General features: G+C 64.0%; 26 protein-coding genes. 11 read left to right on the top strand and 15 right to left on the bottom strand.

Translation table 11 applies throughout. The features are described from left to right. Window positions 1–120 precede the first annotated feature (120 nt). Window positions 121–1,011 (bottom strand): LysR family transcriptional regulator, encoded by an 891-nt coding sequence (locus ACT9T4_RS22455; protein ID WP_042552711.1) that lies wholly within the window; start codon window positions 1,009–1,011, stop codon window positions 121–123. Between the two features lie 168 nt (window positions 1,012–1,179). Here ACT9T4_RS22455 and ACT9T4_RS22450 point away from each other — a divergent pair, with 168 nt between their 5' ends. After that, window positions 1,180–2,382 (top strand): MFS transporter, encoded by a 1,203-nt coding sequence (locus ACT9T4_RS22450; protein ID WP_179537746.1) that lies wholly within the window; start codon window positions 1,180–1,182, stop codon window positions 2,380–2,382. Between the two features lie 14 nt (window positions 2,383–2,396). Here ACT9T4_RS22450 and ACT9T4_RS22445 read toward each other — a convergent pair whose 3' ends face one another. From ACT9T4_RS22445 to ACT9T4_RS22435, 3 genes are read right to left on the bottom strand one after another with little or no spacing between them, the layout of a single operon-like run. Then, on the bottom strand, window positions 2,397–2,915 hold the full coding sequence (locus tag ACT9T4_RS22445) for an O-acetyl-ADP-ribose deacetylase (protein ID WP_179537747.1): 519 nt from the start codon (window positions 2,913–2,915) through the stop codon (window positions 2,397–2,399). Window positions 2,916–2,962: 47 nt separating this feature from the next. Beyond that, entirely contained in the window at window positions 2,963–4,279 is a 1,317-nt protein-coding gene (locus ACT9T4_RS22440; protein ID WP_179537748.1) for a PQQ-binding-like beta-propeller repeat protein, read from the bottom strand. Window positions 4,280–4,303: 24 nt separating this feature from the next. Beyond that, window positions 4,304–4,786, bottom strand: a complete 483-nt coding sequence (locus ACT9T4_RS22435) for a L,D-transpeptidase family protein (RefSeq protein WP_042552715.1) — start codon at window positions 4,784–4,786, stop codon at window positions 4,304–4,306. Window positions 4,787–5,200: 414 nt separating this feature from the next. Here ACT9T4_RS22435 and ACT9T4_RS22430 point away from each other — a divergent pair, with 414 nt between their 5' ends. Then, on the top strand, window positions 5,201–5,896 hold the full coding sequence (locus tag ACT9T4_RS22430; protein ID WP_499119012.1) for a GntR family transcriptional regulator: 696 nt from the start codon (window positions 5,201–5,203) through the stop codon (window positions 5,894–5,896). A gap of 70 nt (window positions 5,897–5,966) precedes the next feature. Here ACT9T4_RS22430 and ACT9T4_RS22425 read toward each other — a convergent pair whose 3' ends face one another. The 7 genes from ACT9T4_RS22425 to ACT9T4_RS22395 form a co-directional block, all read right to left on the bottom strand. After that, a complete protein-coding gene (locus tag ACT9T4_RS22425; RefSeq protein ID WP_463564441.1) occupies window positions 5,967–6,788 on the bottom strand; it encodes an ABC transporter ATP-binding protein in 822 nt (273 codons plus the stop codon). Then, on the bottom strand, window positions 6,785–7,549 hold the full coding sequence (locus tag ACT9T4_RS22420; protein ID WP_042552718.1) for an ABC transporter permease: 765 nt from the start codon (window positions 7,547–7,549) through the stop codon (window positions 6,785–6,787). The genes ACT9T4_RS22425 and ACT9T4_RS22420 overlap by 4 nt, the downstream gene beginning before the upstream one ends. A gap of 11 nt (window positions 7,550–7,560) precedes the next feature. Beyond that, window positions 7,561–8,583, bottom strand: coding sequence for an ABC transporter substrate-binding protein (locus ACT9T4_RS22415; protein ID WP_499119009.1), 1,023 nt, complete (start codon window positions 8,581–8,583; stop codon window positions 7,561–7,563). Between the two features lie 181 nt (window positions 8,584–8,764). Further along, entirely contained in the window at window positions 8,765–9,982 is a 1,218-nt protein-coding gene (locus ACT9T4_RS22410; protein WP_499119007.1) for an amidohydrolase family protein, read from the bottom strand. After that, window positions 9,979–12,474, bottom strand: a complete 2,496-nt coding sequence (locus ACT9T4_RS22405) for a branched-chain amino acid ABC transporter ATP-binding protein/permease (protein WP_499119006.1) — start codon at window positions 12,472–12,474, stop codon at window positions 9,979–9,981. Before ACT9T4_RS22405 ends, ACT9T4_RS22410 begins: the two co-directional genes overlap by 4 nt. Continuing rightward, window positions 12,471–13,340 (bottom strand): branched-chain amino acid ABC transporter permease, encoded by an 870-nt coding sequence (locus tag ACT9T4_RS22400; protein WP_042552722.1) that lies wholly within the window; start codon window positions 13,338–13,340, stop codon window positions 12,471–12,473. The genes ACT9T4_RS22405 and ACT9T4_RS22400 overlap by 4 nt, the downstream gene beginning before the upstream one ends. Before the next feature lie 47 nt (window positions 13,341–13,387). Next, the gene (locus ACT9T4_RS22395) at window positions 13,388–14,572 is read right to left on the bottom strand and encodes an ABC transporter substrate-binding protein (protein ID WP_499119004.1); all 1,185 of its coding nucleotides are present in this window, start codon (window positions 14,570–14,572) and stop codon (window positions 13,388–13,390) included. Window positions 14,573–14,759: 187 nt separating this feature from the next. Here ACT9T4_RS22395 and ACT9T4_RS22390 point away from each other — a divergent pair, with 187 nt between their 5' ends. The 3 genes from ACT9T4_RS22390 to ACT9T4_RS22380 all read left to right on the top strand — a co-directional run bounded on the left by ACT9T4_RS22390 (window position 14,760) and on the right by ACT9T4_RS22380 (window position 16,565). Then, window positions 14,760–15,158: a nuclear transport factor 2 family protein gene (locus ACT9T4_RS22390; RefSeq protein ID WP_499119003.1), complete on the top strand. Its 399-nt coding sequence runs from the start codon at window positions 14,760–14,762 to the stop codon at window positions 15,156–15,158. A 130-nt stretch (window positions 15,159–15,288) separates the two neighbouring features. Then, complete coding sequence (gene pdxY, locus ACT9T4_RS22385) at window positions 15,289–16,167, top strand: pyridoxal kinase PdxY (protein ID WP_499119001.1); 879 nt, start codon at window positions 15,289–15,291, stop codon at window positions 16,165–16,167. Further along, complete coding sequence (locus ACT9T4_RS22380; RefSeq protein WP_499118999.1) at window positions 16,164–16,565, top strand: hypothetical protein; 402 nt, start codon at window positions 16,164–16,166, stop codon at window positions 16,563–16,565. The genes pdxY and ACT9T4_RS22380 overlap by 4 nt, the downstream gene beginning before the upstream one ends. Before the next feature lie 18 nt (window positions 16,566–16,583). Here the strand turns inward: ACT9T4_RS22380 and ACT9T4_RS22375 are convergent, their stop codons facing one another. Further along, window positions 16,584–16,835, bottom strand: a complete 252-nt coding sequence (locus tag ACT9T4_RS22375; protein WP_179537759.1) for a hypothetical protein — start codon at window positions 16,833–16,835, stop codon at window positions 16,584–16,586. Between the two features lie 720 nt (window positions 16,836–17,555). Here ACT9T4_RS22375 and ACT9T4_RS22370 point away from each other — a divergent pair. From ACT9T4_RS22370 to rbsD, 6 genes are read left to right on the top strand one after another with little or no spacing between them, the layout of a single operon-like run. After that, window positions 17,556–18,512: a sugar ABC transporter substrate-binding protein gene (locus tag ACT9T4_RS22370; RefSeq protein WP_499118997.1), complete on the top strand. Its 957-nt coding sequence runs from the start codon at window positions 17,556–17,558 to the stop codon at window positions 18,510–18,512. 11 nt (window positions 18,513–18,523) lie between these two features. Continuing rightward, window positions 18,524–20,077 carry a sugar ABC transporter ATP-binding protein gene (locus ACT9T4_RS22365; protein ID WP_179540016.1) on the top strand — a complete coding sequence of 518 codons (1,554 nt, stop codon included), beginning with the start codon at window positions 18,524–18,526 and terminating at the stop codon, window positions 20,075–20,077. Next, window positions 20,074–21,054 (top strand): ABC transporter permease, encoded by a 981-nt coding sequence (locus ACT9T4_RS22360; RefSeq protein ID WP_042552729.1) that lies wholly within the window; start codon window positions 20,074–20,076, stop codon window positions 21,052–21,054. Before ACT9T4_RS22365 ends, ACT9T4_RS22360 begins: the two co-directional genes overlap by 4 nt. A 6-nt stretch (window positions 21,055–21,060) precedes the next feature. Continuing rightward, complete coding sequence (locus tag ACT9T4_RS22355; protein ID WP_499118995.1) at window positions 21,061–22,059, top strand: LacI family DNA-binding transcriptional regulator; 999 nt, start codon at window positions 21,061–21,063, stop codon at window positions 22,057–22,059. Window positions 22,060–22,103: 44 nt separating this feature from the next. Continuing rightward, window positions 22,104–23,012, top strand: coding sequence for a ribokinase (gene rbsK, locus ACT9T4_RS22350; protein ID WP_499118993.1), 909 nt, complete (start codon window positions 22,104–22,106; stop codon window positions 23,010–23,012). Next, window positions 23,009–23,413, top strand: a complete 405-nt coding sequence (gene rbsD / locus ACT9T4_RS22345; RefSeq protein ID WP_042552732.1) for a D-ribose pyranase — start codon at window positions 23,009–23,011, stop codon at window positions 23,411–23,413. Before rbsK ends, rbsD begins: the two co-directional genes overlap by 4 nt. A gap of 228 nt (window positions 23,414–23,641) precedes the next feature. On the opposite strand, the gene ACT9T4_RS22340 is transcribed toward rbsD, so the two are convergent. The 3 genes from ACT9T4_RS22340 to ACT9T4_RS22330 all read right to left on the bottom strand — a co-directional run bounded on the left by ACT9T4_RS22340 (window position 23,642) and on the right by ACT9T4_RS22330 (window position 26,332). Then, complete coding sequence (locus ACT9T4_RS22340; protein ID WP_042552733.1) at window positions 23,642–24,295, bottom strand: HAD family hydrolase; 654 nt, start codon at window positions 24,293–24,295, stop codon at window positions 23,642–23,644. A 265-nt stretch (window positions 24,296–24,560) separates the two neighbouring features. After that, on the bottom strand, window positions 24,561–25,547 hold the full coding sequence (locus ACT9T4_RS22335) for an ABC transporter ATP-binding protein (RefSeq protein WP_499118990.1): 987 nt from the start codon (window positions 25,545–25,547) through the stop codon (window positions 24,561–24,563). Continuing rightward, complete coding sequence (locus ACT9T4_RS22330) at window positions 25,544–26,332, bottom strand: ABC transporter permease (RefSeq protein WP_042552735.1); 789 nt, start codon at window positions 26,330–26,332, stop codon at window positions 25,544–25,546. Before ACT9T4_RS22330 ends, ACT9T4_RS22335 begins: the two co-directional genes overlap by 4 nt. Between the last annotated feature and the right edge of the window lie 133 nt (window positions 26,333–26,465).

Genomic DNA, 26,465 nt, shown 5'->3' with positions numbered 1-26,465 from the left:
GCCCACCAGCGGTAACCATTCTACGGTTCATGCCTCTGGGGGTAGGGTGGGCTTCAGCCCACCAGCGGTCACCATTCGCTGGCCATGACGAGCCCCGTTTCAGTCACCCACTCGCCACGTTCAGGGCTTGCTGAATAGCGTGGTGCTCATATGATCGATGAACACACGCAGCTTGGGCAGCGCATATTTGCTGTTGGGCCAGAGCATCCAGAACGCGCCACCATGCTCCATGTGATCGGCGAGCACCGGCCGCAGGCGGCCAGCGGCAATGTCTTCGGCGATCAGGAAGTCCGGCAAGCAGGCGATTCCCAGGCCTGAGCGGGTAACCCGCAGCAGGCTGTCGAGGGTGTTGCAGATCACCCGCTGCCTGAGCGCACCTTCCAACTCCGCATTGGCGCCGCGCAGCGGCCAGCGATCAAGCTTGCCGCTGGCGTGGAAGCGGTACATCAGGCAGGCATGTTCGAGCAGGTCCGCCGGTTGCTGGGGCGTGCCGTGGCTGTGCAGATAATCCGGGCTGGCCACCAGTTGCTGGGCAAAGCTGCCGAGCTGCCGGGCGGTCAGCCGCGAGTCCTGCATGGGGCCGGTGCGGATCACCGCATCGAAGCCTTCCTCGAAGACGTCCACCATGCGGTTGGAGAGGTCGATATCCAGTTCGATCTGCGGATAGCGCTGCATGAAGTCGATCAGCACCGGCATCACCAGTTCACCCACACGCGGCATGCTGATGCGCAGGCGCCCGCTGGGCCCCAGGGCGGCGCTGCTGAGCTCCAGTTGCGCGGCTTCCAGCTCGCACAGCACGCGCCGGCAGCGCTCGAGAAAGCGCTGACCCTCGGCGGTCAGCGTCATGCTGCGGGTGCTGCGGTGCAGCAGGCGGATGCCCAGCCGCTGCTCCAGTCGCGCGATGCTCTTGCCGACTGCCGAAGAGGAGATGCCAAGCAGGCGGCCGCTTTCGGTGAAGCTGCGGGTGTTGGCCACCTGTACGAACACGCCGATACCGCTGAGGTTGTCCATCCGGGACTCCATCACGGGCCCAGACTGCAAGGGCATTGGATTGAGGACAGAAATGTCCGCTAAGTTGCGAACCTTAGCCTGTTTTTCTCGAGAACGCCGCTGCCTAACCTGCTGCTCGGGTCGATTGGCCGCTTTCCGCTGCGCCAAGCCCTTCTACAGGCGCTTTCCATGTACACAGACGAACATCTGCTGCCTGCAAGCCAGGTGGCCAACGAGCGCGAGCGTTTGCCGCTGAACGGCTTGCTGGTGCTGGCGGGCGCTGGCTTCATCACCATCCTTACCGAGGCATTGCCAGCAGGACTGTTACCGCAACTGAGCGCGGACCTGGGCGTCAGCCAGGCCATGGTCGGGCAGATGGTCACGCTCTACGCGCTCGGCTCACTGCTGGCGGCCATACCGCTGGTGATGCTGACGCGTAGCTGGCGGCGGCGACCGCTGTTGCTGATCGCCATCGGCGGGTTCGCCGTAGTCAATCTGGTCACTGCGCTGTCCAGCCATTACCCCCTGACCCTGGTGGTGCGGTTTTTCGCCGGGGTGTTCGCTGGTCTGCTGTGGGCGCTGGTCGCCGGGTACGCGGCGCGTATGGTGGCGCCTCATCTTCAGGGGCGGGCCATCGCGGTGGCCATGGTCGGCACGCCGCTGGCGCTATCGCTCGGCATACCGGCAGGCACCTTTCTCGGCAATGCGATCGGTTGGCGCTACACCTTCATGCTGATGAGCTTGCTGACCCTGATTCTGCTGGTCTGGGGGCGCATCATCCTGCCGGACTTTGCCGGGCAGCGCAGTGCCGGTCCGCTGCCGATTGCGCGGGTATTGCGCCTGCCCGGCGTCCGTCCGGTACTGCTCGCCATCCTCATCTACGTGCTGGCTCACAACCTGTTCTACACCTATATCGCCGCATTCCTGGCTCCCCTCGGCATGCGCGCGGAAGTCGATCGGGTGCTGCTGGCGTTCGGTCTGGCAGCGCTGCTGGGCATCTGGCTGACCGGCATGCTGATCGACCGCTGGTTGCGCTTGCTGAGCCTGTCGAGTGCGGCCTTGCTGGCGCTGGCTTGCGTGATGCTGGCGGTCAGCGGTTCATCTGCGTTGCTGGTGTATACCGGTGTGGCCGCCTGGGGGCTGGCATTCGGCGGTGTACCCACGCTGTTTCAGACCGCCTCGATTCGCGCAGCGGGCAAGGACGCCGATATCGCGCAATCGATGTGCGTGACCGCCTGGAACCTCGGCATTGCCGGGGGCGGCTTATGCGGTGGCTTGTTCCTGCAGAGCCTGGGCGCCGCAGCACTGCCATGGGGCGCCGCGGGTCTGGGATTGCTGGCATGGCTGGTCATCTTCATGGCCCGTGTGCACGGCTTCGCTCGCGCCGGTTAGGCCCACGAGGATGCTCAGGCGTTCGGCTCTGCAAGAGCCCGCTCATACACCGCCAGATCACCGGCCGAAAAGCAGCAGAACACCACCTGAGCGATATCTGGATGGCTGGCCAGTTCGGTCCGCAGCGTGGTGACGGCGATCCGCGCCGCCTGCTCGATCGGGTAGCCGTATATGCCGGTACTGATGCTGGGGAACGCGATGCTGCTCAGTCGCTGCTGCGCGGCCAGGCGCAGGGCATTGCGGTAGCAGGACGCGAGCAACTGCGCCTCGCCCTGACTGCCGGAGCGCCAGACCGGGCCGACCGTGTGGATGATGAAGCGGGCGGGCAGGCGGTAACCCCTGGTCAGTTTGGCTTCACCGGTCTTGCAGCCACCGAGTAGCCGACACTCGTGCAGCAGCTCGCTGCCAGCGGCGCGATGGATCGCCCCATCGACGCCACCGCCCCCGAGCAGCGAGGAGTTGGCCGCGTTGACGATGGCATCCACGTCCAGTCTGGTGATGTCGCCCTGCAGAGCGGTGAGGGTGGCGGGCATGGCCGGGTCTCCTGATCGAGGTTCGAACGTTGGTGACGGGGCGTGGCTCACCAGAGCAGCGGTTTGCTCTGGCCTTTCCAGAACAGCCAGCGCTGCCGTTCCTGATGCTCGCCGGTACCGATCTGCCAGGCCGGGCGACCGGCGTCCAGATCGATCAGGCAGACGAAACCGGCATAGCTGGACACGGCCAGGGTATTGCCGTCGTCCGACAGATCCATGGCACAGATGGTCGAGCCGATGAAATGCTGCCAGCGCTCGTTGCCCTGTTCGTCGAAGGCCCGCAGATAGCCGTAGGCATCTCCGACGATGAAGGTATCGCCACGGGAGACACCGGCGTACACCCGCGCACCGTCCTGCACGACCGGGGTGCGTTCATCGTCGCTGTAGAAGTCGGTCTGCATGCCGGGCAGGTCCGCCACGGCGACGCTCAGGGTCGCGCCGTTGTAGAAATGGCAGGCATTGAGTATCAGGCGGTCACTGCGGCGATTGAACAGGGCGAAATGCGGATACTCGCCTGCCGGGCCTACTTCGGCGACCTGCTGCAGGGCGCTGTCGAACACCAGATGACTGCCACATTGCTCGCCCACCGCGATCCAGCGGCCATCCGCTGATACGGCGCCGTGCTCCATGGACAGCCCCAGAACGATGTCGTCGGCGGGGGTGCCTTTGTGCAGGTCGTCGCAGATATCCGCCGGGCGCGGCAGCAGGCGCGTGGTTGCCTCACTGGCGAGCACGAAGATGCCATCCGAACTGACCAGCAGCACACGCTGACCATCCGGAAAGGGAATCAGCGCGGTCGGCGTTGGAGGGTGTTCCAGCGCCTCGAGTCCGGCACCCTCAGGCAAGCCTTCCAGCCCCGTGGGCCAGGCGAACTGGGCGACCTGCGGGCCGGCCCAGCCATCGTGCACGCTGATGCCCGATGCCCTGGCAAAGGCGAAATAACGGCGTGCCGGGCAGCGTCCGAAAAAGTCGATGCCGATCACGTCGTGCCACTGGTTGCCGTGAATATGCACCAGGCGTCCACGCTCGTAGGCGCTGCCGACGCGGGCCAGAAGGCTGCCGTCGTCGAGCAGGGCGAGGGCGCTTATCGCCTGGGCCTGGGCATCCAGCAGGGGCACCAGTGGCAGATGGGCCGGTGGCCAGTCGGTACGGAAGTTGGCGTGGCTGGCGTCATCCGCATTCGTCTCGTTGGCGGCCTGCAACGCCTCCAGCAGGGCCGGCAGCAGGTGCTCGGTCGCTGCCAGTTGCGGTTCCTTCAGGCCGTCCCAGCCTTGGCTGAGACCCTGTTCGACATAGCGATTGACCTGTCGGGCATAGTCGAGCACGGCGGCTTGCCATTGCTGTTGGGGAGTTAGCGTCGTCATAAAGCGCTCCTTCGGCGGCCAAGCTCAGGGCAGAATTTCAATCGGTGTGCCGGGCTCGACGGCCTGCCAGATGGTTTCCATCGAGGCATCGTCAACGGCGATGCAGCCATTGGTCCAGTCGAAGCGCTGGGTCAGCCATGACCACCAGCCCCAGCCGTTGCGTTGGCCGTGGATCATGATCAGGCCACCTGGGTCCACTCCCCGGGAGCGGGCGTTGGCTACGTCCGCAGCGTTTGGGTAGGACACGTGAATGGCCTTGTAGTAACCCGAATCGGCTTTCTTGTAATCCAGGGTATAGCGTCCTTCCGGGGTGCGCTCATCGCCTTCCTGCTGTTTGTGGCCATCGGGATTGGCGCCGAATACCACATCGAACGTCGCGAAAGGCTTGCCCTCGGCGATCAGTTGCAGGGTGCGTGCGCTCTTGTCGACGCGCACGGCATCGGCCTTGGGCGTAGCGAGAACGGTGCCGCCGCACAGCAGCAGACAGAGAAGCAGAACAGCTTTCATGAGGGCCTGTGGTGAATGGGGGAGGGTCATTCTCGCGTTGCCGGAGGGCTTTGCGCGCCAATCCAGTCAGCAGTCTAGCTGGCCAGGAATCTGCAAGGCGCCAACTGCATCGCGTTCGCGCCAAGGTAGAGCGTAGCGGCAGGCATTCGTTCCAGGCGGATGCCTTGGCACTGCAGATCTTGTTGTTAGCATGGGGTTCACCTATCGCTAGCAACATTGCGCCTTGAGCACTCCAGCGGCCCATTCGGGCCAGGCGTTACCCTCTTTCTCACCAGCCGGTGGCAATTTGCACAGCGCTAGCGAATCAGGTCGCCATGGCGTATTTACCCCACCCATGTGGCTGGCGGATAATGCGTCAGTGGAAGCGCTCGCGACGGGCCATCAGGGCTCGTCGAGGTTGGATCAGAGGACAGGATGGCTGCGAAGACCGTAACCAGCAAGCAAGCCGAAGTGCAGCGCATCGTCGATGTCCTGTTCAAGGCCATCGCCCAGCATCGCTTACGGCCCGGGACTCGCCTGATCGAAGCGCAGATCGTCGAGACCCTGCAGGCCAACCGCAATCATGTTCAGGTGGCGCTGCAGCGCCTGGCCTTGCAGCGCGTCGTCACCATCGAGCCGAACCGCGGCGCGATGGTCGCTCAACCCAGCGCCAAGGAAGCCCGCGAAGTCTTCGCTGCACGGCGCGCCATCGAGCGCGCCATCGTCGAAAGCATCACGCCGGCGATCATGCACAAGCAGCGTCAGCGGGTGACTACGCACATGAGCAATGAGCGCAAGGCCACCAGCGCTACCGACCGCCGCGCCATCGTTCGCGAGCTGAGCGAGTTTCACCTGATGCTCGGCGAGATCAGCGGCAATTCGGTGCTCAGCGAGATCCTCGCCAATCTGATGGTGCGCAGTTCGCTGATCGTCGCGCTTTACCAGCGCAATGACGTACCGTCCTGCGCATCGGACGAGCATCAGCAAATCATCACCGCCCTGGAGAAGGGCGAGCATGAGCGGGCGGCTGCGGTGATGCTCGAGCACCTGGGCGAGCTCGAAGACCAGCTGGATCTGGACGATCAGGCCGAGCCCGAGGTCAACCTGCGTCAGGCCCTGGCAGGCCTGTAACGCGGCACCTCATGGATCTGCCATGAATGCGGCAGATCGGCGCCTTCGCCGTTGCGCGATGGGTTGCGACTCAGAGCGCCATTTCCCGCCTGAACACCTCCAGCGTATGAGCCTTGACCCGCACGAACTCCGGATGGCTCATGATCTCCGCGCCCCGTGGTCGGGGCAGATCGAATGGGACGATTTCGGCAATCTGGGTGGGGCGCCGGGTCAGCAGCAGGATCTCATCGGCCAGAAATACCGCGTCTTCCAGGTCGTGAGAAACGATCAGCATGGTCACGCCGGTCGCCAACTGCACCTCCTGCAATTTGTCGCGGATGAACAAGGTCATCTCGAAGTCCAGCGCGGAAAACGGCTCGTCGAGGAACATCACTTCCGGGCGCGGCGCCAGCGCCCGCATGATGCACACGGTCTGTTGCTGGCCACCTGAAAGCTCGTACGGATAACGATTCAGATCGAAGCGGATATCGAACATCTGCGTCAGCTCATCGACGCGCGCTTTCACATCGGCCTTGCTCATGCCCTGACGAACCAGCGGGTAGGCGATGTTGGCGCGGGCACTCATCCACGGAAACAGCGCATCGCGGTAGTTCTGGAACACGTAGCCGATCTTGGTCTGGGCGAGCGTCTTGCCATCGAACAGAATCTCGCCTTTATCCATCGGCATCAGCCCGGCGATCATGTTCATCAGTGTCGACTTGCCGCAGCCGTTGGGCCCGAAGGTCGAGACGATCTTGCCGCGCGGCAGATCGAGATCCAGATCTGTATACAACGGCTGGCCGGCAAAGGCTTTGCTCAGGCCGCGAATGGTGACATGGGTGTCGGCACGCGGTGCCGCACCGGGTACCTGTGGCTTGTCGAGGGCTGGGGCGAGGGAAAGAGCGTGCGTCATGCCTGGCTACTCCAGTGGACGGTTTTTTTCTCGATCAGCAGGAACGCCAGGTTCAGCAGATAGCCCAGGGCGCCGGTGATCAGGATCGAGGCGTACATGTCTTTGATGTTGAATACCTGTTGCGCATCGATGATCCGGTGCCCCAGGCCGTTTTCCGAGCCGATGAACATTTCCGCGACGATCACGATCACCAGGGCGATGGACACCCCGGTACGCAAGCCGACGAAGGTTTGCGCGAGGCTTTCCATCAGCAGGATGTCCTTGAATATGTGCCAGCGCGAAATGCCCATTACCTTGGCGGCCATCAGCCGGGTTTTCTTGGCGTTCATCACGCCGTAGGCGCTGTTGAACAGAATCACCAGCACGGCGGCGAACGCGGCGATGGCGATCTTGTTCGCATCGCTGATGCCGAAAATTAGCATGAACAGCGGGATCAGCGCCGAGGAGGGCGTCGAGCGGAAGAAGTCGATCAAAAATTCCAGGCTGCGGTAGACCTTTTCGCTACTGCCCAGAATGACGCCCAACGGCACCCCCACCGCAGCCGCGAAAGCGAACGCGGCCAGGGTTCGGTACAGCGTCGAGGCGATGTCGGTACGCATGGACGGCTCGGCGAACGACTGGAACATGAAGCCCAGGGTCTCGAGTGGCGAGGGCAACAGAACCGGATTCAGCCATTGCGCACTGACGGCCAGCTGCCACAACAGAAACAGCAGCAGCGGGCCGATCAGCGGCAGCAGGCGCGAAGACCAGTGTGACGTCATGACGATTCTCCTCAGCCCTGATAGATCAGCGCAGCCACGTCGATCGGTTTGCTGAAGATTTTTCGCTCGGTGAAGACGTCATAGAACTTCTGGAACCACTGCAGGTTGTCGCCTTGCAAGTCGGAATACATGACGAAGCCCGGCAGTGGCACCTCGTTGACCAGATCCGATTCGATGCTGGTGTAGCCGACGATGTTCTTGCGTGCCTGCTCCGGCTGCGCGGCGATGAACGCCACGGCCTTCTGGTAGGCGGCGATGAAGGCTTTGGTCTGTAGCGGCTTGCTGTCGATGAAGGTGCTGTTCAGCGCGGCTGCGCCACCGAACCAAGGGGCGTCGGCATTACCGAGCACGTATTTGGAGATGACGCCGGTTTCCAACGTGCGCGACAGGTTTTTCATGCGCCCCACGGTGCCGGTCGGCTCCAGGGTATAGACCCCGTCGATCTGGCCGGCCGCCAGGGCTGGCGCGTGCTGGCCGACAGGCAGTTCGATGACCGAGGGATCGCTGAAGCCGTTCTTTTCCAGAATGATCTTGGCCATGGTGACGTTCTGGATGCCCGGGCCGCAGGCGATTTTCTTGCCTTGCAGATCGCTGATGCTCTGCGCAGTGCTATTGAGCGGAACCAGAAATTCATCCAGAACCAGTCGATGGTTCGACGGGTTGGAGCAGATGATCTTGAACAGCCCCGGCATGGTGATCGCCCCCAGGCCGAGGGCGCCGGTCGCGGTGCCGTTCGCACAGCCGTGGATCCGGCCAGTGATCATGCCCTCGACGATTTGCTGCGGGCTGGAGAACTTGACGCCTTTGACGTTCAGCCCCGCTTCCTTGAAAAAACCTTGCTCCAGGGCGACATACAGCGGCAAGCCGCCAACGATGGGCCAATAGCCGATACGGATTTCCTCGTCATCGGCGGCAAACGCGCCAGCGGGAAGCAGGCTGCCGAGCGTCATGGCGCTCCCCGTCACGGCCAGCCACTTCATCAATTGGCGACGATCCAGATTGAGCGGAAGGTTTTCAGGTTTGACGTCTTTCATCGGTTTTCCCTGTTCTCGGGTTGGCAAGGTGGCGTGTGCATAGCTGCAAGCACGTGCCGTTCCAGGTTTATAAATTTATAAAATTCAAGTAGTTACATGTTCCTTTGACGATTGGCTGGGGCGATATCCGCGCAGCGTCGATGAACAGGCCCCAGGTTGGCGCGTGCGGTGATGTGGGCTGTCACGGCCTGAGCAGGCGTGGTTGTGCGCGTTCGAAGGTCTTGCGGCCGGCCTTGTAGCCCATCAGCGGCGGGCTGATCTCGGCCACCACTGCGGCCGGTGAGGGCGCATCGAAGACGATGAAGTCGGCGCGGCAGCCCGGCGTCAGGCCATAGTCGGGCAGGCGCAACAGGCGTGCCGACTCACTCGACACCCAGCTCAGGCAACGCAGCAACTCGGCCTCGGTAGCCAGTTGGGCGACGTTGGCGAACAGGTTGGCCTGACGCACCAGCGACGCGTCTCCGTAGGGCGTGAAAGGGTTGCCGATGTTGTTGGTCGATAGCGAGCAGGTCACGCCACAGGCGTGCAGGTGCTGCAGGGGCGCCAGGCCCCGGGGCCGGTTGTGAAAGTGCTCGCGGCCGGTGAGGAACAGATCGGTACTCGGCAGGCAGGTGACCTGCACACCGGCCTCGGCCAGGGATTCGGCGACCGCCAGCAGGGTGTCCCTGGGCAGTGCCGACAGCTTGGTCACATGGCCGATGGTCACCCGGCCAGCCCAGCCGTGCTGGTGAGTGCAGCGGATCACCTCGCCGATGGTCATGCCCTCCGGGTTCAGGTCGAAGTCCAGATGGAAGTCCAGGTCACGGTCGAACTCCACCGCCAGTTCGAACAGCCGGCGAATCTGCGCGCCAGGATCGCTGTCGGTGTAGGGGCAGCCGCCAAGCACCTCGGCGCCCATGGCCAGCGCCTCGCACAACAGGGCTTCGGTGCCCGGGTTGTTGAGCAGGCCTTCCTGGGGGAATACGCAGATTTCCAGGCTGATGGCCCAGGCGTAATCCGCCTGCAGGCGGCGCACCGCGTTGAAGCCGATCAGGCCGATCTGCGGGTCGATCTCGACGTGGGTGCGCATGTGCGTGGTGCCCTGGGCGATGGCCTTGTCGAGCACCTGGGCGCCGCGCTGGTAGACGTCCGCCTCGGTGAAATCGGCCTTGGCCGAGCGGGTCTGGGCGATGGCCTCGGCCAGGGTGCCTTCGCTGAGTTGGCAGCGCTGCATGATGCAGGCCTTGTCCAGGTGGATATGGGTCTCTACCAGGCCGGTGAGCAGCAGCTTGCCATTCAGGTCGAGGGTCTCGGCGGTGGCACTGGGCGCACTGACGAAGCGGCCATCCTTCACGTACAGGGTCTGCAGCGCCTGGGTGCCATCGCCGAGGCGGGCGTTGATGATGGTCAGCGCAGTCATGCCGCGGCTCCTTCGCCGAGGTAGGCCGCTTCCAGTTCCGGGTCGCCGCGCAACGCTTCGGCACTGCCGGATTTGACGATGCGCCCGGTCTCCAGCACGTAGGCGCGGTCGGCTACCTGCAGGGCGAGGTTGGCCATCTGGTCGACCAGCAGCAGGGTCACGCCTTCGTCGCGCAGGGCGGCCAGGGCGTCGTACAGCTCGCCGATCATGGCTGGCGACAGGCCCAGGGAAGGCTCGTCGAGCAGCAGGATCTTCGGTTTGGCCATCAGCCCGCGACCCACTGCCACCATCTGCTGTTCGCCGCCCGAGAGCAGGCCGGCTGGGCTGTCGATACGCTCGCGCAGGCGTGGGAAGCGGCGCAGGATGGCTTCTATTTCCGCGTCGGCATCGAAGGCCTCCTTGCGTGAGTAAGCGCCGAGCAGCAGGTTGTCACGCACGCTGAGCTGGCCGAACACCTGCCGACCCTCCGGCACCAGGGCCAGGCCCCGGGCGGCGATGGTGCTGGCATCGGCGTGTTCGATGCTTTCGTTGTCGAGCAGGATGCTGCCGCCACTGGCTTTATGCAGCCCGGCCAGGCGCTGCAGGATGCTCGATTTGCCGGCGCCGTTGGCGCCCAGAATGGCGATCAGCTCGCCAGGGTTGACCACGATATTGACCCTGTCGACCACCGGCGCGGCGCCGTAGTCGATGACCAGATCCTTGATGTACAGACGAGCATCGCGCGAACCGTCCCAGGCTTCGGCCCGTGGCGTGGCCTGGTAGCTGGTGCCGCCCAGATAGGCGGCGATGACCCGTTCGTCCTTGCGCACTTCATCCGGCAGGCCCCAGGCGATGGGCTTGCCGGCATCGAGCACCAGCAGGCGCTCGGACACGGCCATCACCAGGCCCATGTCGTGCTCGACCAGAATGACCGCGATGCCGAACCCGGCGAGGGTCCTGAGCAGACCGGCCAGGCGATCCGTGTCGCTGCGGCTGAGGCCAGCTGCCGGCTCGTCGAGCAGCAGTACGCTGGGGCGGGTTGCCAGGGCGCGGGCGATTTCCACCAGGCGCCGGTCGACGTGGGCCAGGTCATCGGCCGGGGTGTTCACCGAGCCCTGGTAGCCGACCAGGGTCAGCAACTGCAGGGCGAGCTGGCGCCGGGTATCGTTGGCGCAGCTGAAGGGTAGGCCGAGGCGCCCCTGCTGCATGGCCACCAGCAGGTTTTCCAGTACCGACAGTTCGCCGAACAGTTGGGTGGTCTGGTAGGTGCGGGCGATGCCCGCGCGGGCGATTTTCCAGGCGGGCAGGCCAGCCAGTGGGCGACCCAGGTCGATGCTGCCGCTGTCCGGTGCGTAGAAGCCGCTGATCATGTTCAGCACCGTGGTCTTGCCCGCGCCATTGGGGCCGATGATGCTGGTGATGCTGCCGGGCGGTGCCTGCAGGCTGACGTTCTGCGCCGCCTGGACGCCGCCGAAGCGAATGCCGATGTCCTTGACCTGCAGGCCGTCGCGGGCGGCGCTGTCTTGCTGGAAGAACGCGCTCAGCAGTGCCTGGTCCAAGGTCGCCGGGGCGCTCTGGTGAGCTGGCCGCAGCCACAGGCTGGCCAGGGTGCCGAGCAGCCCCCGTGGTGCAGCCCAGAGGACGCTGAGCAGCAGCACCGAGAAAATCAGCAGGCGGTATTCGGCGAAATCCGAAAGCATTTCCGGCAGCAGCACGATCAACAGGGCGCCGAGCAGTGGGCCGAACAGAGTGCCGCTGCCGCCGACGATCACCGCCAGCACGAACAGGATCGACTGCGAGAAGGGGAAGGAGGCCGGGTTGATGAACATCATCAGTGGCGCCACCAGCGAACCGGCCAGGCCGGTGAGCAGGGCGGACAGGGCGAAGGCCAGGGTCTTGGTCTGCACCGGGTTGAAACCGAGCGAGCGGGCAGCGATTTCGGTGGATTTCACCGCGCGCATGGCCATGCCCCAGCCGCTGTGGCGCAGGCGCTGGAACAGCGCCAGGGCGGCGATCATCAGGCCGGTGGCGATCAGCGCCATGCTCACGCTCGGGTCGAGGCTGCCGATTTCCGGCATGGGGATGCCCATCAGGCCGTTGGCTCCGCCGGTCAGCGAGCGCCATTCGATCAGCCCGTGGTGCACCACCAGGGCAAAGGCAATGGTGATCATCGCCAGGTACGGGCCGCTGACGCGCAGGGCCGGGATCGCCAGCAGCGCGCCAATGGCGCCACAGGCCAGGCCAGCGGCGATCATCGCCAGGCCCAGGGGCAGGCCAGCCATGGTCAGCAGTGCCGAGACGTAGGCGCCGATGGCGTAGAAGGCGATATGGCCGAAGGAGATCTGCCCGCTCAGGCCAATCAGGATGTTCAGGCCCACGCCGACCACCACGGCCAGCGCGCAGAAGGTGAAGACCAGCAGCGAGTAGCTGTCGAGCAGCAGCGCCGCCGCGATGCAGGCCAGCGTCAGCAGGGCGAGGGAAACGGGGGCGAACAGCGAATTCTTCAGGGTCATACTTTCACCAGGGTCTTGCTGCCGAACAGGCCATTGGGGCGCAGCGCCAGGGCCAGAATGACCAGGGCGAAGGTGAACAACTGGGTGAAGGCCGAACCGAAATAGATGGTCACCAGTGCCTCGACCAGACCGAACAGCAGGCCGGCGGCGAATACCCCGCCAGCGCTGGCGATACCGCCAAGAATCGCCACGGCGAAGGCCTTGAGGCCGAACAACATGCCCATCTCGGCATTCACGCTGAACAGCGGCGCGATCAACAGGCCGGCTATGGCGGCGAACACGGTCGACACGGCAAAGGCCACGGCCACCACGCGATTGACCCGAATACCCATCAGCATCGCCGCCTTGGGATTCTGTACGCAGGCCTCCAGCACCTTGCCCAGACGCGTGTAGCGGCGCACCAGAAACAGCGCCAGGGCGATGCCGCCACCTACCACGGGGATCAGCAGTTGCAGTACGCCGACGTTGTTGCCGAACAGCTCCAGGTGCTGATTGGCCAGCGCCGAAGTGAACTGCCGTGGCTCCTTGCCGAAGGTGAACAGGGCCAGGTTGTCGACCAGGATGCCCGCTGCCACCGTCGCCATCAGCCAGGCTTCGGAGCCGCGCGAATGGAAGGGGCGCACCAGAAAGCGCTCGATGATCAGCCCATAGACGGCGCACAGCGTCAGGGTCGCCGGAACCGCCAGCCACAATGGCCAGCCCCAGGTGATGGTGAAGCTGTAGCCAAGTACGGCACCAACCATCATGGCGCTGCCCTGGGCGAAATTGACCGTACGCGAAACCACGTAGGTGATATGGAAACCCAAGGCCAGCAGTGCATACATGCTGCCCAGTCCGAGCCCGGTGATGATGGCGGCGGTGATCATGACGATAATCCTCCGGGCGGGCCGCCAGGGCCCGTCCGTTCACGGCTTCAAGGGGCGAGTGGAACGATGCGGCCGTCGACGAAATGGGTGAAGACGTAGTCGTCCGGCCCCAGGGCGTCGTGCTTGGTCGGGGTGAAGGGCTGGGTGTAGTCCTTGATCAGCCCCTGGTAGCTGTCGATCGCATAGAAGCCATCGCGCACCTTGGTGCCCTGGGTGTCGCCGGCCTTCTCGATGGCGGCGGCGGCCAGGTGCATGGCGTCGTAGGCGTTGGCGATTCCCACTGCCGGGGTCACGTCGGCCAGGCTCTTGATCTCCGGGAAGCGCTGCTTGAGGGCAGCCAGCACGCGGTCGCCCTTGGCGCTGTTGTTCTCGGTGAACACGTAGGTCTGGATGAAGTGCACGCGGCTGGCGTTGGGGCCGGCCAGTTCGCTGAAGCGGCCGCCTGCCGGGCCCCAGTGGGAAACCACCGGCACATCCCAGCCCATGCGATCGAGGGACTTGACCACCTGGGCCGAGGGGCCGACGTTGCCGACCATCAGCAGGGTGTCGGTGCCGGCATTCTTCAGGCGCGTGAGCTGCGGCACCACGTCGAGGTCACTGTCTTCGATGCGCTCGATGCCGGCGTAGTCCATGCCGCGTTTGGCCAGGGCATCCTTGAAGCCGATTTCATTGGATTCGCCCCAGGGATTGTTGATCAGGATCATCCCGGGCTTCTTCATGCCCTTCTTGATGCCGTACTCGACCAGCGCCTCGTCGACCAGCTCGTCTACCGCCGACACGCGGAATACGTAATTGTCCTTGGCACCGTTCTCGGTGATCTTGGTGCCAGCGGCCCAGATGCCCATGAACGGCACTTTCAACTGATTGGCCAGTGGCACGATGGCCAGGGAAACCGGTGTATCGAGGCCACCGAACAGCACGCTGACTTTTTCCCGCTGCGCCAGTTCGCGGGCGGCCAGCATGCCTTTGGCCGGGTTGCTTTCATCGTCACGACGGATCAGCTGCACCGGGCGACCGAGGATGCCGCCCTTGGCGTTGATCTCATCGATGGCCACGGTGAGCCCGCGGGTAAGCGCCTCGCCGGACTTCGCCGACTGCCCGGACAAGGCGGCAACCAGGCCGACCTTGATCGGCTCCTCGGCGTGCGCCGCAGCGCTCAGCGCCATGCCAAGGCTGGCAACAGCCGCTGCGCAGGGCAACAGGCGGCGGAGTGGGGATAACAGTTTGCGCATGAGCTTTCTCCTGATTGCTAGCATTCGTATATAATTTGCTAGCAAGCCTGGTGCCATAACGCGCAAACTGGCCATTCCGCGGTTTTCCCGGAATAGCCATCGCCAGCGTGCACGAATAGCGTGCATGCCGCACCACATGCAGGCACGAACGGTGCCTCGGCACGATCAACGAATTGGGAGAGCAGGTATGAATGAAATGAACGAGGCCGTGCAGATTGTTAGCGATTTTCTAGCGGCATCCATGGCTCCGGATCCGGTCAAGGCAGCCACCTACATGAGTGACGACGTGCGCATCACCTTCACCGGCGGGCGCCACATGCCTACGCCCCAGGACATCACCGCATTCAACGGCTCGCGCTACGCCTGGGTGAAAAAGGCCCTCGGTCAGTTCGACTGGACCGAGCGCGACGACCATACCGTCGTCTATTCCAACGGCACGCTGTATGGCGAGTGGCCGGACGGCAGCAGTTTTTCCGGTAATCGCTATCTGGATCGTTTCGAAGTCCGCGACGGCAAGATCACCCGCATGGACGTCTGGAACGACAGCGCCGAGTGGCTGCTGACACCGGAAATCGCCAAGGCCTGACCGCGCAGTGACAGGTCGACATGCCGGCCTGTCACGACCGCTTTCGCGTCAGGTCGTGGAATCCTCAGGGGGAATTGGCGAATAATGCCGCCATTGGCTAGCGCCGCCCCGACACAGGAATCCATTTTCCATGAGCGCCTCCACACCCCCTTTGGTTCTCTCGATCCAGTCCCATGTCGCCCTGGGCCATGTCGGCAACGACGCCGCCGTGTTTCCGTTGCAGCGCCTGGGTTTCGAAGTGTTGCCGGTACACACGGTGCAGTTCTCCAACCACACCGGCTACGGGCAGTTCCGCGGCCAGGTCTTCGATGCCGAGCATATCCGTGAAGTGCTCGCAGGCCTGCGCGATCGCGGCGTGCTGTCGCGGGTCTCGGCAGTGCTTTCCGGCTATCTGGGCGATGCGGCGATCGGTGCGGTGATCCTCGAAGCGGTGGACGAGATTCGCCGGGATAACCCGGGCGTGCGCTACCTCTGCGATCCGGTGATGGGCGATGTGGGGCGAGGGGTATTCGTCAACGCGGCGATCCCGGATTTTCTGCGCAACCTGGCGATTCCCTGCGCCAACATCATCACCCCCAACCAGTTCGAGTTCGAGCTGCTGACCGGCAGCAAACTCGACAGCGTCGACGAGGCCGTGCGCACCGCACGCCAACTGCGCGGTCGCGGGCCCGATGTAGTGGTGATCACCAGCTTGGCCACGCCGGACATTCCTGCCGACCAGCTCTGTACCCTGGCGGTCAATGGTCAAGGCGCCTGGCTGGTGAGCACCCCGCGCCTGGCGCTGCATCCGCTGCCCAACGGCATGGGCGATGTGTTCTCGGCGACGCTGCTGGCCCGTCTGCTGTCCGGGCATGCGCTGCACCAGGCGCTGGAACTGGCCACTGCCACGCTGTACGCCCTGGTGCAGAAAACCGCCGAGGGATCCCGTGATCTGCCGCTGGTGGTTGCCCAGGAACAGATCGTCGAACCGCAGCAGCGTTACCAGGCGACTGAAGTGGTGGTCAAATGATCCGGCGCTGCCTTTGCATGGTGGGGTTGATACTGGCGAGCGGCATCACGGTCGCCTGCGAGGTCGACACGGCAGCGGCCTTTCGCGATGACGCCCATGGCAACTACGTGATTCCGGTGCGGGTCAAGACCGGTGAGCGCTGCGTGATCCTCGATCACCTGACGGCAGAGGGCCGCAAGACACGCAGCGAAGTCTGGATGCCGGTAGAAAAACTGGGCAGCAGTACGCCGAAACTCGGCCGCTTCAAGCGCGAGTATCAGGTCGAGGGTGACGTGGCGAACGTGGATCGTTTCGTCTATCTGGCGGGCGACAAGGCGGGTGAGGACTCGGTGAAGTTCTCGTCGTTCCCCAATCAGCAGGAACGACGAGCAGTGGAGTACCGCATCAGCATCGAATGACCGCTCGGGGCGGGCGCATCAGCACCGGTAGGGGCTTTCGCTTTTCAGCTCGGCGCCGCTCTCGACATCCTTGATGATGACGGTGGCGCCGGGGTGAGCCGAACACATCGCGTTGCGCATCGTGTAGATGCCGCTGCCTTCGGCGACCATGGTCATGTTCTGGCGCAGCGGCTTGCCGTCCTTGTCCTGCAGCGACAGCTCGTAGACGCCGGAAAGCGTCATGCAGCCAGAGAGAAGAGCCGCAGGTAGCAGATAGAGAGTGTATTTCACAGGTTTCGTCCTTGGAGTGAGTGTGTCGAATGACCGGCTCAGGGTTGGCGCTCGATGCTTATCTCGACCATTTTGCCGTCGATGAGACGCAGGTTGCGCACCCCGCCGTTGCTGGGGCCATAAGACCAGTGCTGAACTTCTAGCGAATCTGATGATAAGGATTGTCCGACCGATCGTCCCTCGTGGCGCCTTCTTACCGAATTCAGCTACCTGCCAGCCTCGAGAAGGTTGCCAGCAACTGGAAGAAGAAAAACGCCAGCAGACCCACTACGAGCGCTTTCGAGGGCGCGCTACGCAATCGAAATTGCGTCTTCAACGGCGTCAGGAAGAATCTGGGGCTGGCCATCGCGCCAAGAGCCAGGCTTAGAAGACTGGCATGCTGGAGTCGATCTACCAGGTCCATTTCGGCAGGCCAGCCAGAATGCCGATAAGAATTTTTCCTTGTAGGACCAGGCTCCGATGTCCATTCGAGCTCCTTTGAAATGTTCGCTGGTGATCATGAAGCACCCGGTCTTGCTGGTGCAATACTCGAGATCATTTCGATAACGCTGAAAACTTCAGCGCTTTGCCGGCGAGTGGCGCGTTTGTCATGATATTTCTGCAGTGAGGACGATGAATGGGCATGTGGAATATTTGACAAAAAGCGGGTCTTTCCATAATTTCATCATCACGCAAACGTTTGCGTGCCTATAAAAATGACAATAACCACGGAGTTCGCCCATGTCCGGTTTCCGTCCTGCCCGTCTCTGCGCCGCCATCGCTCTCGGTGCCGCCGCGCTCGTCAGCTTCTCCCCTGCCCATGCCGCCGAAGGTGAAACGCCTCGGGTCGCGCTGGTCATGAAGTCCCTCGCCAACGAGTTCTTCCGCACCATGGAAGACGGAGCCAAGGACTATCAGAAAGAACACCCGGACCAGTTCGAGTTGATCGCCAACGGCATCAAGGACGAGACCGATACCTCTGCGCAGATTCGTATCGTCGAGCAGATGATCGTTGCCAAGGTCGATGCGCTGGTGATCGCGCCAGCCGACTCCAAGGCCCTGGTGCCGGTGATCAAGAAGGCCAGTGATGCTGGCATCAAGATCGTCAATATCGATAACCGACTCGACCCCGAGGTGGTGAAGAGCAAGGGCCTGGACGTGCCGTTCGTGGGCCCGGACAACCGCAAGGGTGCACGCCTGGTCGGTGAGTACCTGGCCCAGAACAAACTCAAGGCGGGTGATGAGGTCGGCATCATCGAAGGCGTTTCCACCACCACCAATGCTCAGCAACGTACCGCGGGCTTCAAGGATGCGATGGAAGCAGCCGGCATGAAGATCGTCGGCGTGCAGTCGGGCAACTGGGAGATCGACCGTGGCAACGCCGTGGCCTCCGCCATGCTCAACGAATACCCGGATCTGAAGGCGCTGCTGGCCGGCAATGACAGCATGGCGCTCGGCGCGGTATCCGCCGTGCGCGCTGCCGGCAAGAAAGATCAGGTGCAGGTGGTCGGTTACGACAACATCAACGCCATCAAACCGATGCTCAAGGATGGCCGCGTGCTCGCCACTGCCGATCAGTTCGCCGCTCGCCAGGCGGTGTTCGGCATCGAGGCGGCGCTCAAGCTGGTCAAGGGCGAAGCCACCGATGCCAAAGACGGTGTGATCGAAACCCCGGTCGAACTCGTGACCAAACCGTGACCACGGCTGTAGTGGCCGGCGAGACCGTTCTCGCCGCCAGCAATATCGGCAAGACCTACGCCCAGCCGGTGCTGGGTGGGGTCGAGCTGGAGTTGCGCGCCGGTGAAGTGCTGGCGCTGACCGGTGAGAACGGCGCCGGCAAGAGCACGCTTTCGAAGATTTTCTGTGGGTTGGAGCAGCCGACTACCGGCTCGCTGACTTTCCTGGGCCAGCCCTACGCGCCTGCCAGTCGCCGCGAGGCCGAGCGCCTTGGCGTGCGCATGGTGTTGCAGGAGCTCAATCTGCTGCCGACCCTGACCGTGGCCGAGAACCTGTTTCTCGACAATCTGCCCAGCCGTGGCGGCTGGATTTCCCGTGGTCGCCTGCGCGAGATGGCGCGTCAGGCCATGGCTCAGGTCGGCCTGGAAGCGGTGGACCCGGATACACCGGTAGCTGCGCTGGGCGTCGGCCATCAGCAGATGGTCGAGATCGCCCGCAACCTGATCGGCGATTGCCGGGTGCTGATCCTCGACGAGCCGACGGCGATGCTCACCGCCCGCGAGGTGGATCTGCTGTTCGAGCAGATCCAGCGTCTGCGCGCCGCGGGTGTGGCCATCGTGTACATCTCTCACCGCCTCGAAGAATTGGCGAAGGTGGCGCAGCGCGTCGCCGTGCTGCGCGACGGTCAGCTGGTGGCAGTGGAACCCATCGACCGTTACAGCAGCGATGAACTGGTCACCCTGATGGTCGGCCGCGAGGTCGGCGAAGCCATCGACCTGGGTGAGCGACATATCGGCGCGCCGCTGTTGCAGGTGACCAATCTCAGCCGCCGCGGCAAGGTCGACGACGTTTCCTTCAGCGTGCGGGCAGGGGAGATCTACGGTATTTCCGGCTTGATCGGTGCCGGCCGCACCGAGTTGCTGCGGCTGATCTATGGTGCCGACCGCGCCGACAGCGGCCAGGTTTCGCTAGGCAACCCGCCGGCTCCGGTGCGTGTCCGCTCGCCTGCCGAAGCGGTGCGTCACGGTATCGCGCTGATCACCGAAGACCGCAAGGGAGAAGGGCTGCTGCTCGGCCAGCCGATTGCCGCCAACCTGGCGCTGGGCAACATGCCGGCCGTTTCCAGGCATGGCGTGATGCGCCCGGCTGCCGAGCGGGCGCTGGCGCAGCGGCAAATCGATGCCATGCGCATCCGTTGCAACGGGCCCGATCAGGCCGTGGTCGAGCTGTCCGGTGGCAACCAGCAGAAGGTGGTCATCGGCCGCTGGCTGGAGCGCGACTGTCGCGTGCTGCTGTTCGACGAGCCAACCCGCGGCATCGATGTCGGTGCCAAGTTCGAGATCTACGGCCTGCTCGGCGAACTGGCGCGACAGGGCAAGGCGCTCGTGGTGGTGTCCAGTGACCTGCGCGAGCTGATGCTGATCTGCGACCGTATCGGCGTGCTGTCTGCCGGCCGCCTCATCGAAACGTTCGACCGCGATGACTGGAGTCAGGATCGCCTGCTGGCTGCCGCGTTCGCCGGCTACCGCAGCCGCGAAGCCATGCTCGGCGAGGTCGCCCCCCCGTTACAGGAGCTTTGCCAATGACCACTCCATCCGCCACGCCCACCAAGCGCAGTGGTACCCATCAGGGCCTGGGCACCTACCTGGGTCTGGCTGGCGCGCTGCTGGCGATGATCGTGCTGTTTTCCTCGCTGAGCAGCCATTTTCTTTCCTACGCCACCTTCACCACCCTGGCCAACCAGATTCCCGATCTGATGGTGCTGGCGGTGGGCATGACGCTGATCCTGATCATCGGCGGCATCGACCTCTCGGTGGGGTCGGTACTGGCGCTGGCGGCTGCCGTGGTCAGCGTGGCGACGCTCGGCTTCGGCTGGGGCATCGTGCCCGCCGCGTTGCTGGGCATGGCCTGCGCGGCGCTGGCCGGCAGCGTGACCGGGCTCATCACCGTGGCCTGGGGCATTCCGTCGTTCATCGTCTCTCTCGGCGTGCTGGAGATGGCCCGTGGCCTGGCCTACCAGCTCACCGACTCGCGCACCGCTTACATCGGCGACGCCTACGCCTGGCTGTCGACGCCGTTCGCTGCAGGTATCTCGCCGTCGTTCGTCATCGCGTTGCTGGTGATCCTCGCTGCGCACCTGCTGCTGACACGCAGCGTGTTCGGCCGCTATCTGGTGGCCATCGGCACCAACGAAGAGGCGGTGCGCCTGGCCGGCATCAACCCCAAACCCTACAAGGTCTCGGTGTTCGCGCTGATGGGCCTGCTCGCCGGGCTGGCGGCACTGTTCCAGATTTCGCGCCTGGAGGCGGCCGACCCGAATGCCGGTTCCGGCCTGGAGTTGCAAGTGATCGCAGCCGTGGTGATCGGTGGCACCAGCCTGATGGGCGGCCGTGGTTCGGTGATCAGCACCTTTTTCGGTGTGCTGATCATTTCCGTACTGGCCGCAGGGCTGGCGCAGATCGGCGCCAGCGAGCCAACCAAACGGATCATCACCGGTGCGGTGATCGTGGTGGCGGTGATCCTCGACACCTACCGCAGCTATCGCGCCAAGCGTAGGGCCTGATCGTTCATGGCTACCATCAAGGACGTCGCCGCACGCGCCGGTATTTCCTACACCACGGTTTCCCACGTGGTGAACGGCACGCGCCCGGTCAGCGACAGCGCACGCGACAAGGTGCAGGCGGCGATCGCCGAGCTGGGCTATGTGCCCAGTGGCGTGGCGCGGTCGCTGAGAGTCCGTGCCACCGGTACCCTTGGGCTGCTGGTACCGAATGCCAGCAACCCCTATTTCGCCGAGTTGGCGCGGGGCATCGAGGATCACGCCGAGCGCAACGGCTACAGCGTGATCCTGTGCAATTCCGATGACGACGGTGCCAAGCAGTTGCGTTACCTGCGGGTGTTGCTGGAGCGCCGTATCGATGGCCTGATCGTCGCCACCGTGACCCGCGACGCGGCCTTCGCCCAGGCCCTGGCAGCTGTAAAGCTGCCGTTGATGCTGGTCGACCGGTCCCTGGACGGGGTCAGTGCGGATCGCCTGCAGATCGATCATGAGCAGGGCGGCTATCTGGCGACCCGGCATCTGCTCGAACTCGGCCATCGGCGCATCGCCTGCATCGCCGGGCCCGTGGATACCCAGGTGGCGCAGTTGCGGGTGGCGGGCTATCAACGGGCGCTGGTCGAGGCAGGCTTGCCAGCTGCCGAGCCAACCCACTGTGCCTTCACCAGCCCGGCGGGGTACGCCACGGCGCTTGGCCTGCTGAGCGGTGAGGCGCGGCCGACGGCAATTTTCGCCGGTAACGACATGATCGCCCTCGGCGTGCTGCGCGCTGCCGCGGAGCGTGGTGTGCGGGTGCCCCAGGAGCTGTCACTGGTGGGGTTCGACGACATCGAAGTGAGTCGCTACTTGCATCCGGCCCTGACCACCGTCGGCCAGCACATCGGCCAGCTCGGCGAGCGCGCTGCCGAGCGCTTGCTGCAGCGGGTGCGTACCCCGGAACTCGATGCCGAACAATGGCTGCTCGAACCGACCCTGATGGTGCGCGAGTCCACCGCCGTCGCTGGCGGCTGAAGATTATCCAGTGGGCGCAGCGGCGTCCTGAGGAGCGGGAACAGATGCAAGGCAATCTGGTGGTAGTGGGCAGTTTGAACATGGACCTGATCGTGCGTGCGCCGCGCCTGCCGCGTGGTGGGGAAACCCTGGCCGGGCATGACTTCGCCACGGCTGCGGGCGGCAAGGGCGCCAACCAGGCGGTCGCTGCGGCACGCCTCGGCGCGCAGGTGGCGATGATCGGCTGTGTCGGTGCCGATGCCTACGGCGCACGCTTGCGTACCGCGTTGCTCGTGGAAAGTATCGATTGCACGGCGGTCAGCGAGATCGAGGGCGTGCCGACGGGGATCGCCTCGATTCTGGTGGATGACGCGGGCCAGAACGCCATTGTCATCGTCGCAGGTGGCAACGGTGCCCTGACGCCTGCTCACCTCGATGCGCAGGCGGCGCTGCTCGCTGCCGCTCAGGTGCTGGTGGTGCAACTGGAAGTGCCGCAAGCCACCGTCGAGGCGGCCATGATCCGTGGCCGCGAGGCCGGCTGCACGGTGATCCTCAATCCGGCGCCCGCCAGTGGGCCGCTGCCAGCCCACTGGTACGGGCTGGCCGATTATCTGATCCCCAATGAAAGCGAGGCCGCGGCACTCACCGGCCTGCCGGTGGACTCGCCCGAGTCGGCCCTGCACGCTGCGCAACGGCTGCTGCAGGCCGGTGCTCGCCGTGTGCTGATCACCCTGGGCGCCCAGGGCGTGCTCTACGCCGATGGCGAGCGGCACGCGCATTTCGCCGTGGCCCCGGTGGTGGCCGTGGATACCACGGCCGCTGGCGATACCTTCGTCGGTGGTTTCGCCGCCGCCCTGGCTGCCGGGCAGTCGCTGGAAGCGGCCATCGGCCTGGGCCAGCAAGCCGCTGCACTGGCCGTCACCCGGCCCGGCGCACAACCCTCGATTCCTTACCGTCACGAGTTGCCTGCATGAAGAAGACGCCCCTGCTCAACGCTGCGCTTTCCGCCGCCATCGCCCGGCTCGGCCATGGCGACATCATCGTCATCGGCGATGCCGGCATGCCGGTGCCGCCGGGCACCCCGTGCATCGACCTGGCCCTGACCGCCGGAGTGCCGGACTTCGTCACCACCCTGCGGGTGGTGCTCAGCGAGATGCAGGTGCAGGGCCATCTGCTGGCCCGGGAAACCCTGGACGTGGCGCCACTGGCGCTTGAGGCCATCGAGTCTCTGACCGCCCAAGGCGAGCTGGGCGAGCGCCAATTGGTCAGCCACGACGAGCTCAAGGTCGCCTGTGCCAGGGCTCGGGTGCAGATCCGTACGGGTGAGTGCCGGCCCTACAGCAACATTGCGCTGATCGCGGGTGTCACGTTCTAGGCTGCTCACGGCCTTTTCTGACACGCTGCAGGGGCTACTTCGAGGCGATAGCAGCCGTTCGTAGTCGGGGGACAATTGGTGGGCTAAAGCCCACCCTACGGCTAGATGCGCGGCTGTAGGGTGGGCTTTAGCCCACCAAGTCGAAGGTCCGCTAGCGCCTTATTGCGGCTATTGATCTGGGATGGCTGGAAGCTGCTTCGAAAGATCATGAGCAGCTTCCAAGCGACTTCAAGACCAGCTCAGGATCGGCCAGCCTTCGCGCTCGGCATGCTCGCGCAGTGCCGGATCGGGGTTCACCGCGTGGGGCTTGTCGACCCGTTGCAGCAGCGGCAGGTCGTTGCGTGAGTCGGAGTAGAAGTAGGCGCCTTCCAGGCTTTCGCCGTGTTCTTCCAGCCAGGCATGCAGGCGGGTGACCTTGCCTTCACGGTAGGTCAGCACGCCCACGGTCTTGCCACTGTAGTGGCCGTACTCCTCGTGCAGGTCGATGGCCAGCACTTCCTCGACCTTGAGCCGTTCGGCGATGGCGCTGACCAGAAAGTGCGCCGAGGCGGAGATGATCAGGATGCGGTCGCCGGCTGCGCGGTGGTTGGCCAGGCAGCGGGTGGCGTCGCTGAAGAAGATCGGTTCGATCACGTCTTCCACGAAGGGCTCGACGACGAAGGCGACTTCTTCCGGCGTGCGCCCCACCAGCGGCGACAGGCTGAAGGTCATGTAGTCCTCCATCGCCAGTTTGCCTTCGGCGTACAGCGCCATCAGCTGATGATCCTTGGCGATGAAGCTTTCTCCGTCGACCCAGCCGAGCGTTGCCATGTGCTCGCTCCACAAGCTGGCACAGTCGCCATTGATCAGGGTTTCGTCGAGATCGAAAATTGCCAGGGCCATGAGGGTCTGTTTTCCTTTCAGTACGACCGCGCCGGCGCCTATTCTTTTGCGAGGCAAGGCGCGAGTTGCGAAGTTTGGTGGGCCAAATGAGTCAGCGAGAAACGCAGTATCGCGAAAAAATAGGCCCGTCCCAAGGGGTTGCGCGGGAAGTTTCACCCGCTGTCGTGACACGATGTGAAGCTGGTTCAGCCATTGCCTGCGTCTTGCGCCTAACCGGGTGAAAGTTCTCGCTGCAACGCGGCTCGTGCTGAAAGGTGAACAGACCCTATCCCACCTCTTTTACGGCATTCGCCGCGATATCCAATGAGACCGGATGGCCGTCGGCATGCAGGTCGTCGGCGCTGCGATTGAGCACGTCGACCAGCAGCTCAACGCCTTCGGCTTCCACCCGGTAGCGAATGATATTACCGAGCAGGCTGTGACTGCGAATCCGCGCTGCGATGGTGCCCTGGCCGAGCACGATGGCTTCCGGGCGGATGGCCACCTGGCTGCTGATCGGATAGCCGAGCAGGCGGCTGGCGGTGGCCGCGTCGAGCAGGTTGTAGTTGCCGATGAAGCCTGCCGCGAAGGCGTTGGCGGGAGCGGTGTAGAGGGTTTCCGCGTCGCCGCTCTGGACGATGCGCCCGGCGTTCATCAGGAAGATACGGTCGCTCATCACCAGCGCCTCTTCCTGATCGTGAGTGACGAAAATCGTGGTCAGACCAAGCTCCTGCTGGATGCTGCGGATCTGCTCGCGCAGGTGTTTGCGGATGCGTGCGTCGAGCGCCGACAGCGGCTCGTCGAGCAGCAGCAGGCGTGGGCGGGTGACCAGCGAGCGGGCCAGCGCGACGCGCTGGCACTGGCCACCGGAGAGCTGATGCGGGTAGCGGTCGGCATAGTCGCCAAGCTCGACCATGGCCAGGGCTTCCTGCACGCGCCCGGCGGATTCGTCCTTGCCGATCTTCTGCATGCGCAGGCCGAAAGCGACGTTCTGCGCGGCGGTCATGTTGGGGAACAGCGCGTAGCTCTGGAACACCATGCCGATGCCGCGCTTCTGTGGCGCCAGGGGCACCAGGTCTTCGCCGGCGAGCAGGATCTTGCCACCGTTGACCTCGGTGAGGCCGGCGATACAACGCAGCAGGGTGGATTTGCCGCAGCCCGATGGGCCCAGCAGGGTGACGAATTCGCCTTGCTCGATCTCGGCGTTGATGTCGCTGAAGATCGAGGTGCCGCCGTAGCTTTTGTGCAGGTTCTGGATGCTCAGGAAGCTCATGCCTTGTCCCTGTTCAGTCGATTGGCCGCCCAGGTGAACACCAGGACGAAAAAGAAGTAGGAGATCACCAGGGCGCTGTTGAAGTGGCCACTGCTGTTCTTCATGTTGTTGAGGTAGACCTGCAGGGTTTCATAGCGTGTGCCGACCAGCAGGTTGGCGAACACGAACTCGCCGAACAGGAAGCTGAAGGACAGGAACAGCGACACCATCAAACCCTTGCGCAGGTTGGGCAGCACCACCAGAAAGGCGGCTTTCCAGGTGCTGGCGCCGAGCAGATGGGCGGCGTCCATCAGGTCACGCAGGTTGATCGCCTGCAGGTTGTTGGTGATGGCCCGGTACATGAACGGCAGGGCGATGGTGAAGTAGCAGCCGATCAGGATCCACGGCGTACCGACCATCGCTAGCGGCCCGGAGCCGTAGAGCTGCAGCAGGCCCACGGCGGACACCACCGGCGGCACGGCGAACGGCAGCAGGATCAGCACGTTCATCAGCGCATCGAGCTTGGGGAAGTGGTAATGCACGACGAACAGCAGTGGCAGGATCAACAGCACCGAGAGTGCCAGGGCGCCGAAGCAGACCAGCAGCGATTGGCCGAACGCCTTGAGGAAGCGCGGCTCTCCCCAGAGCTCCAGGTACCACTTGAACGTCAGGCCGTCCGGCAGGATGGTTGCCGACCAGCTGGTGGACAGCGAGTAGAGCAGGGTGCCGGCCAGCGGCAGCAGCAAGATCAGGAACAGCACCCAGACCACCACGCGGTGGTAAAGGCTGGCAGCAGGCACTTTCACAGGCGGTTTAAAAACTACCTGCGTTGCCGCTGCTTCGTTAAAACCAGGCTCAAAATGCTCATTTACTTTTAGTAAACTCCGCTTTTTCGCCTGTTTTTGCCTCGCATCGGCGGCCTCGCCTACGTTTTTAAAC

This window comes from Pseudomonas sp. SZ40 (genome assembly GCF_052958135.1).
This window is presented reverse-complemented; position numbering and strand designations above follow the sequence as displayed.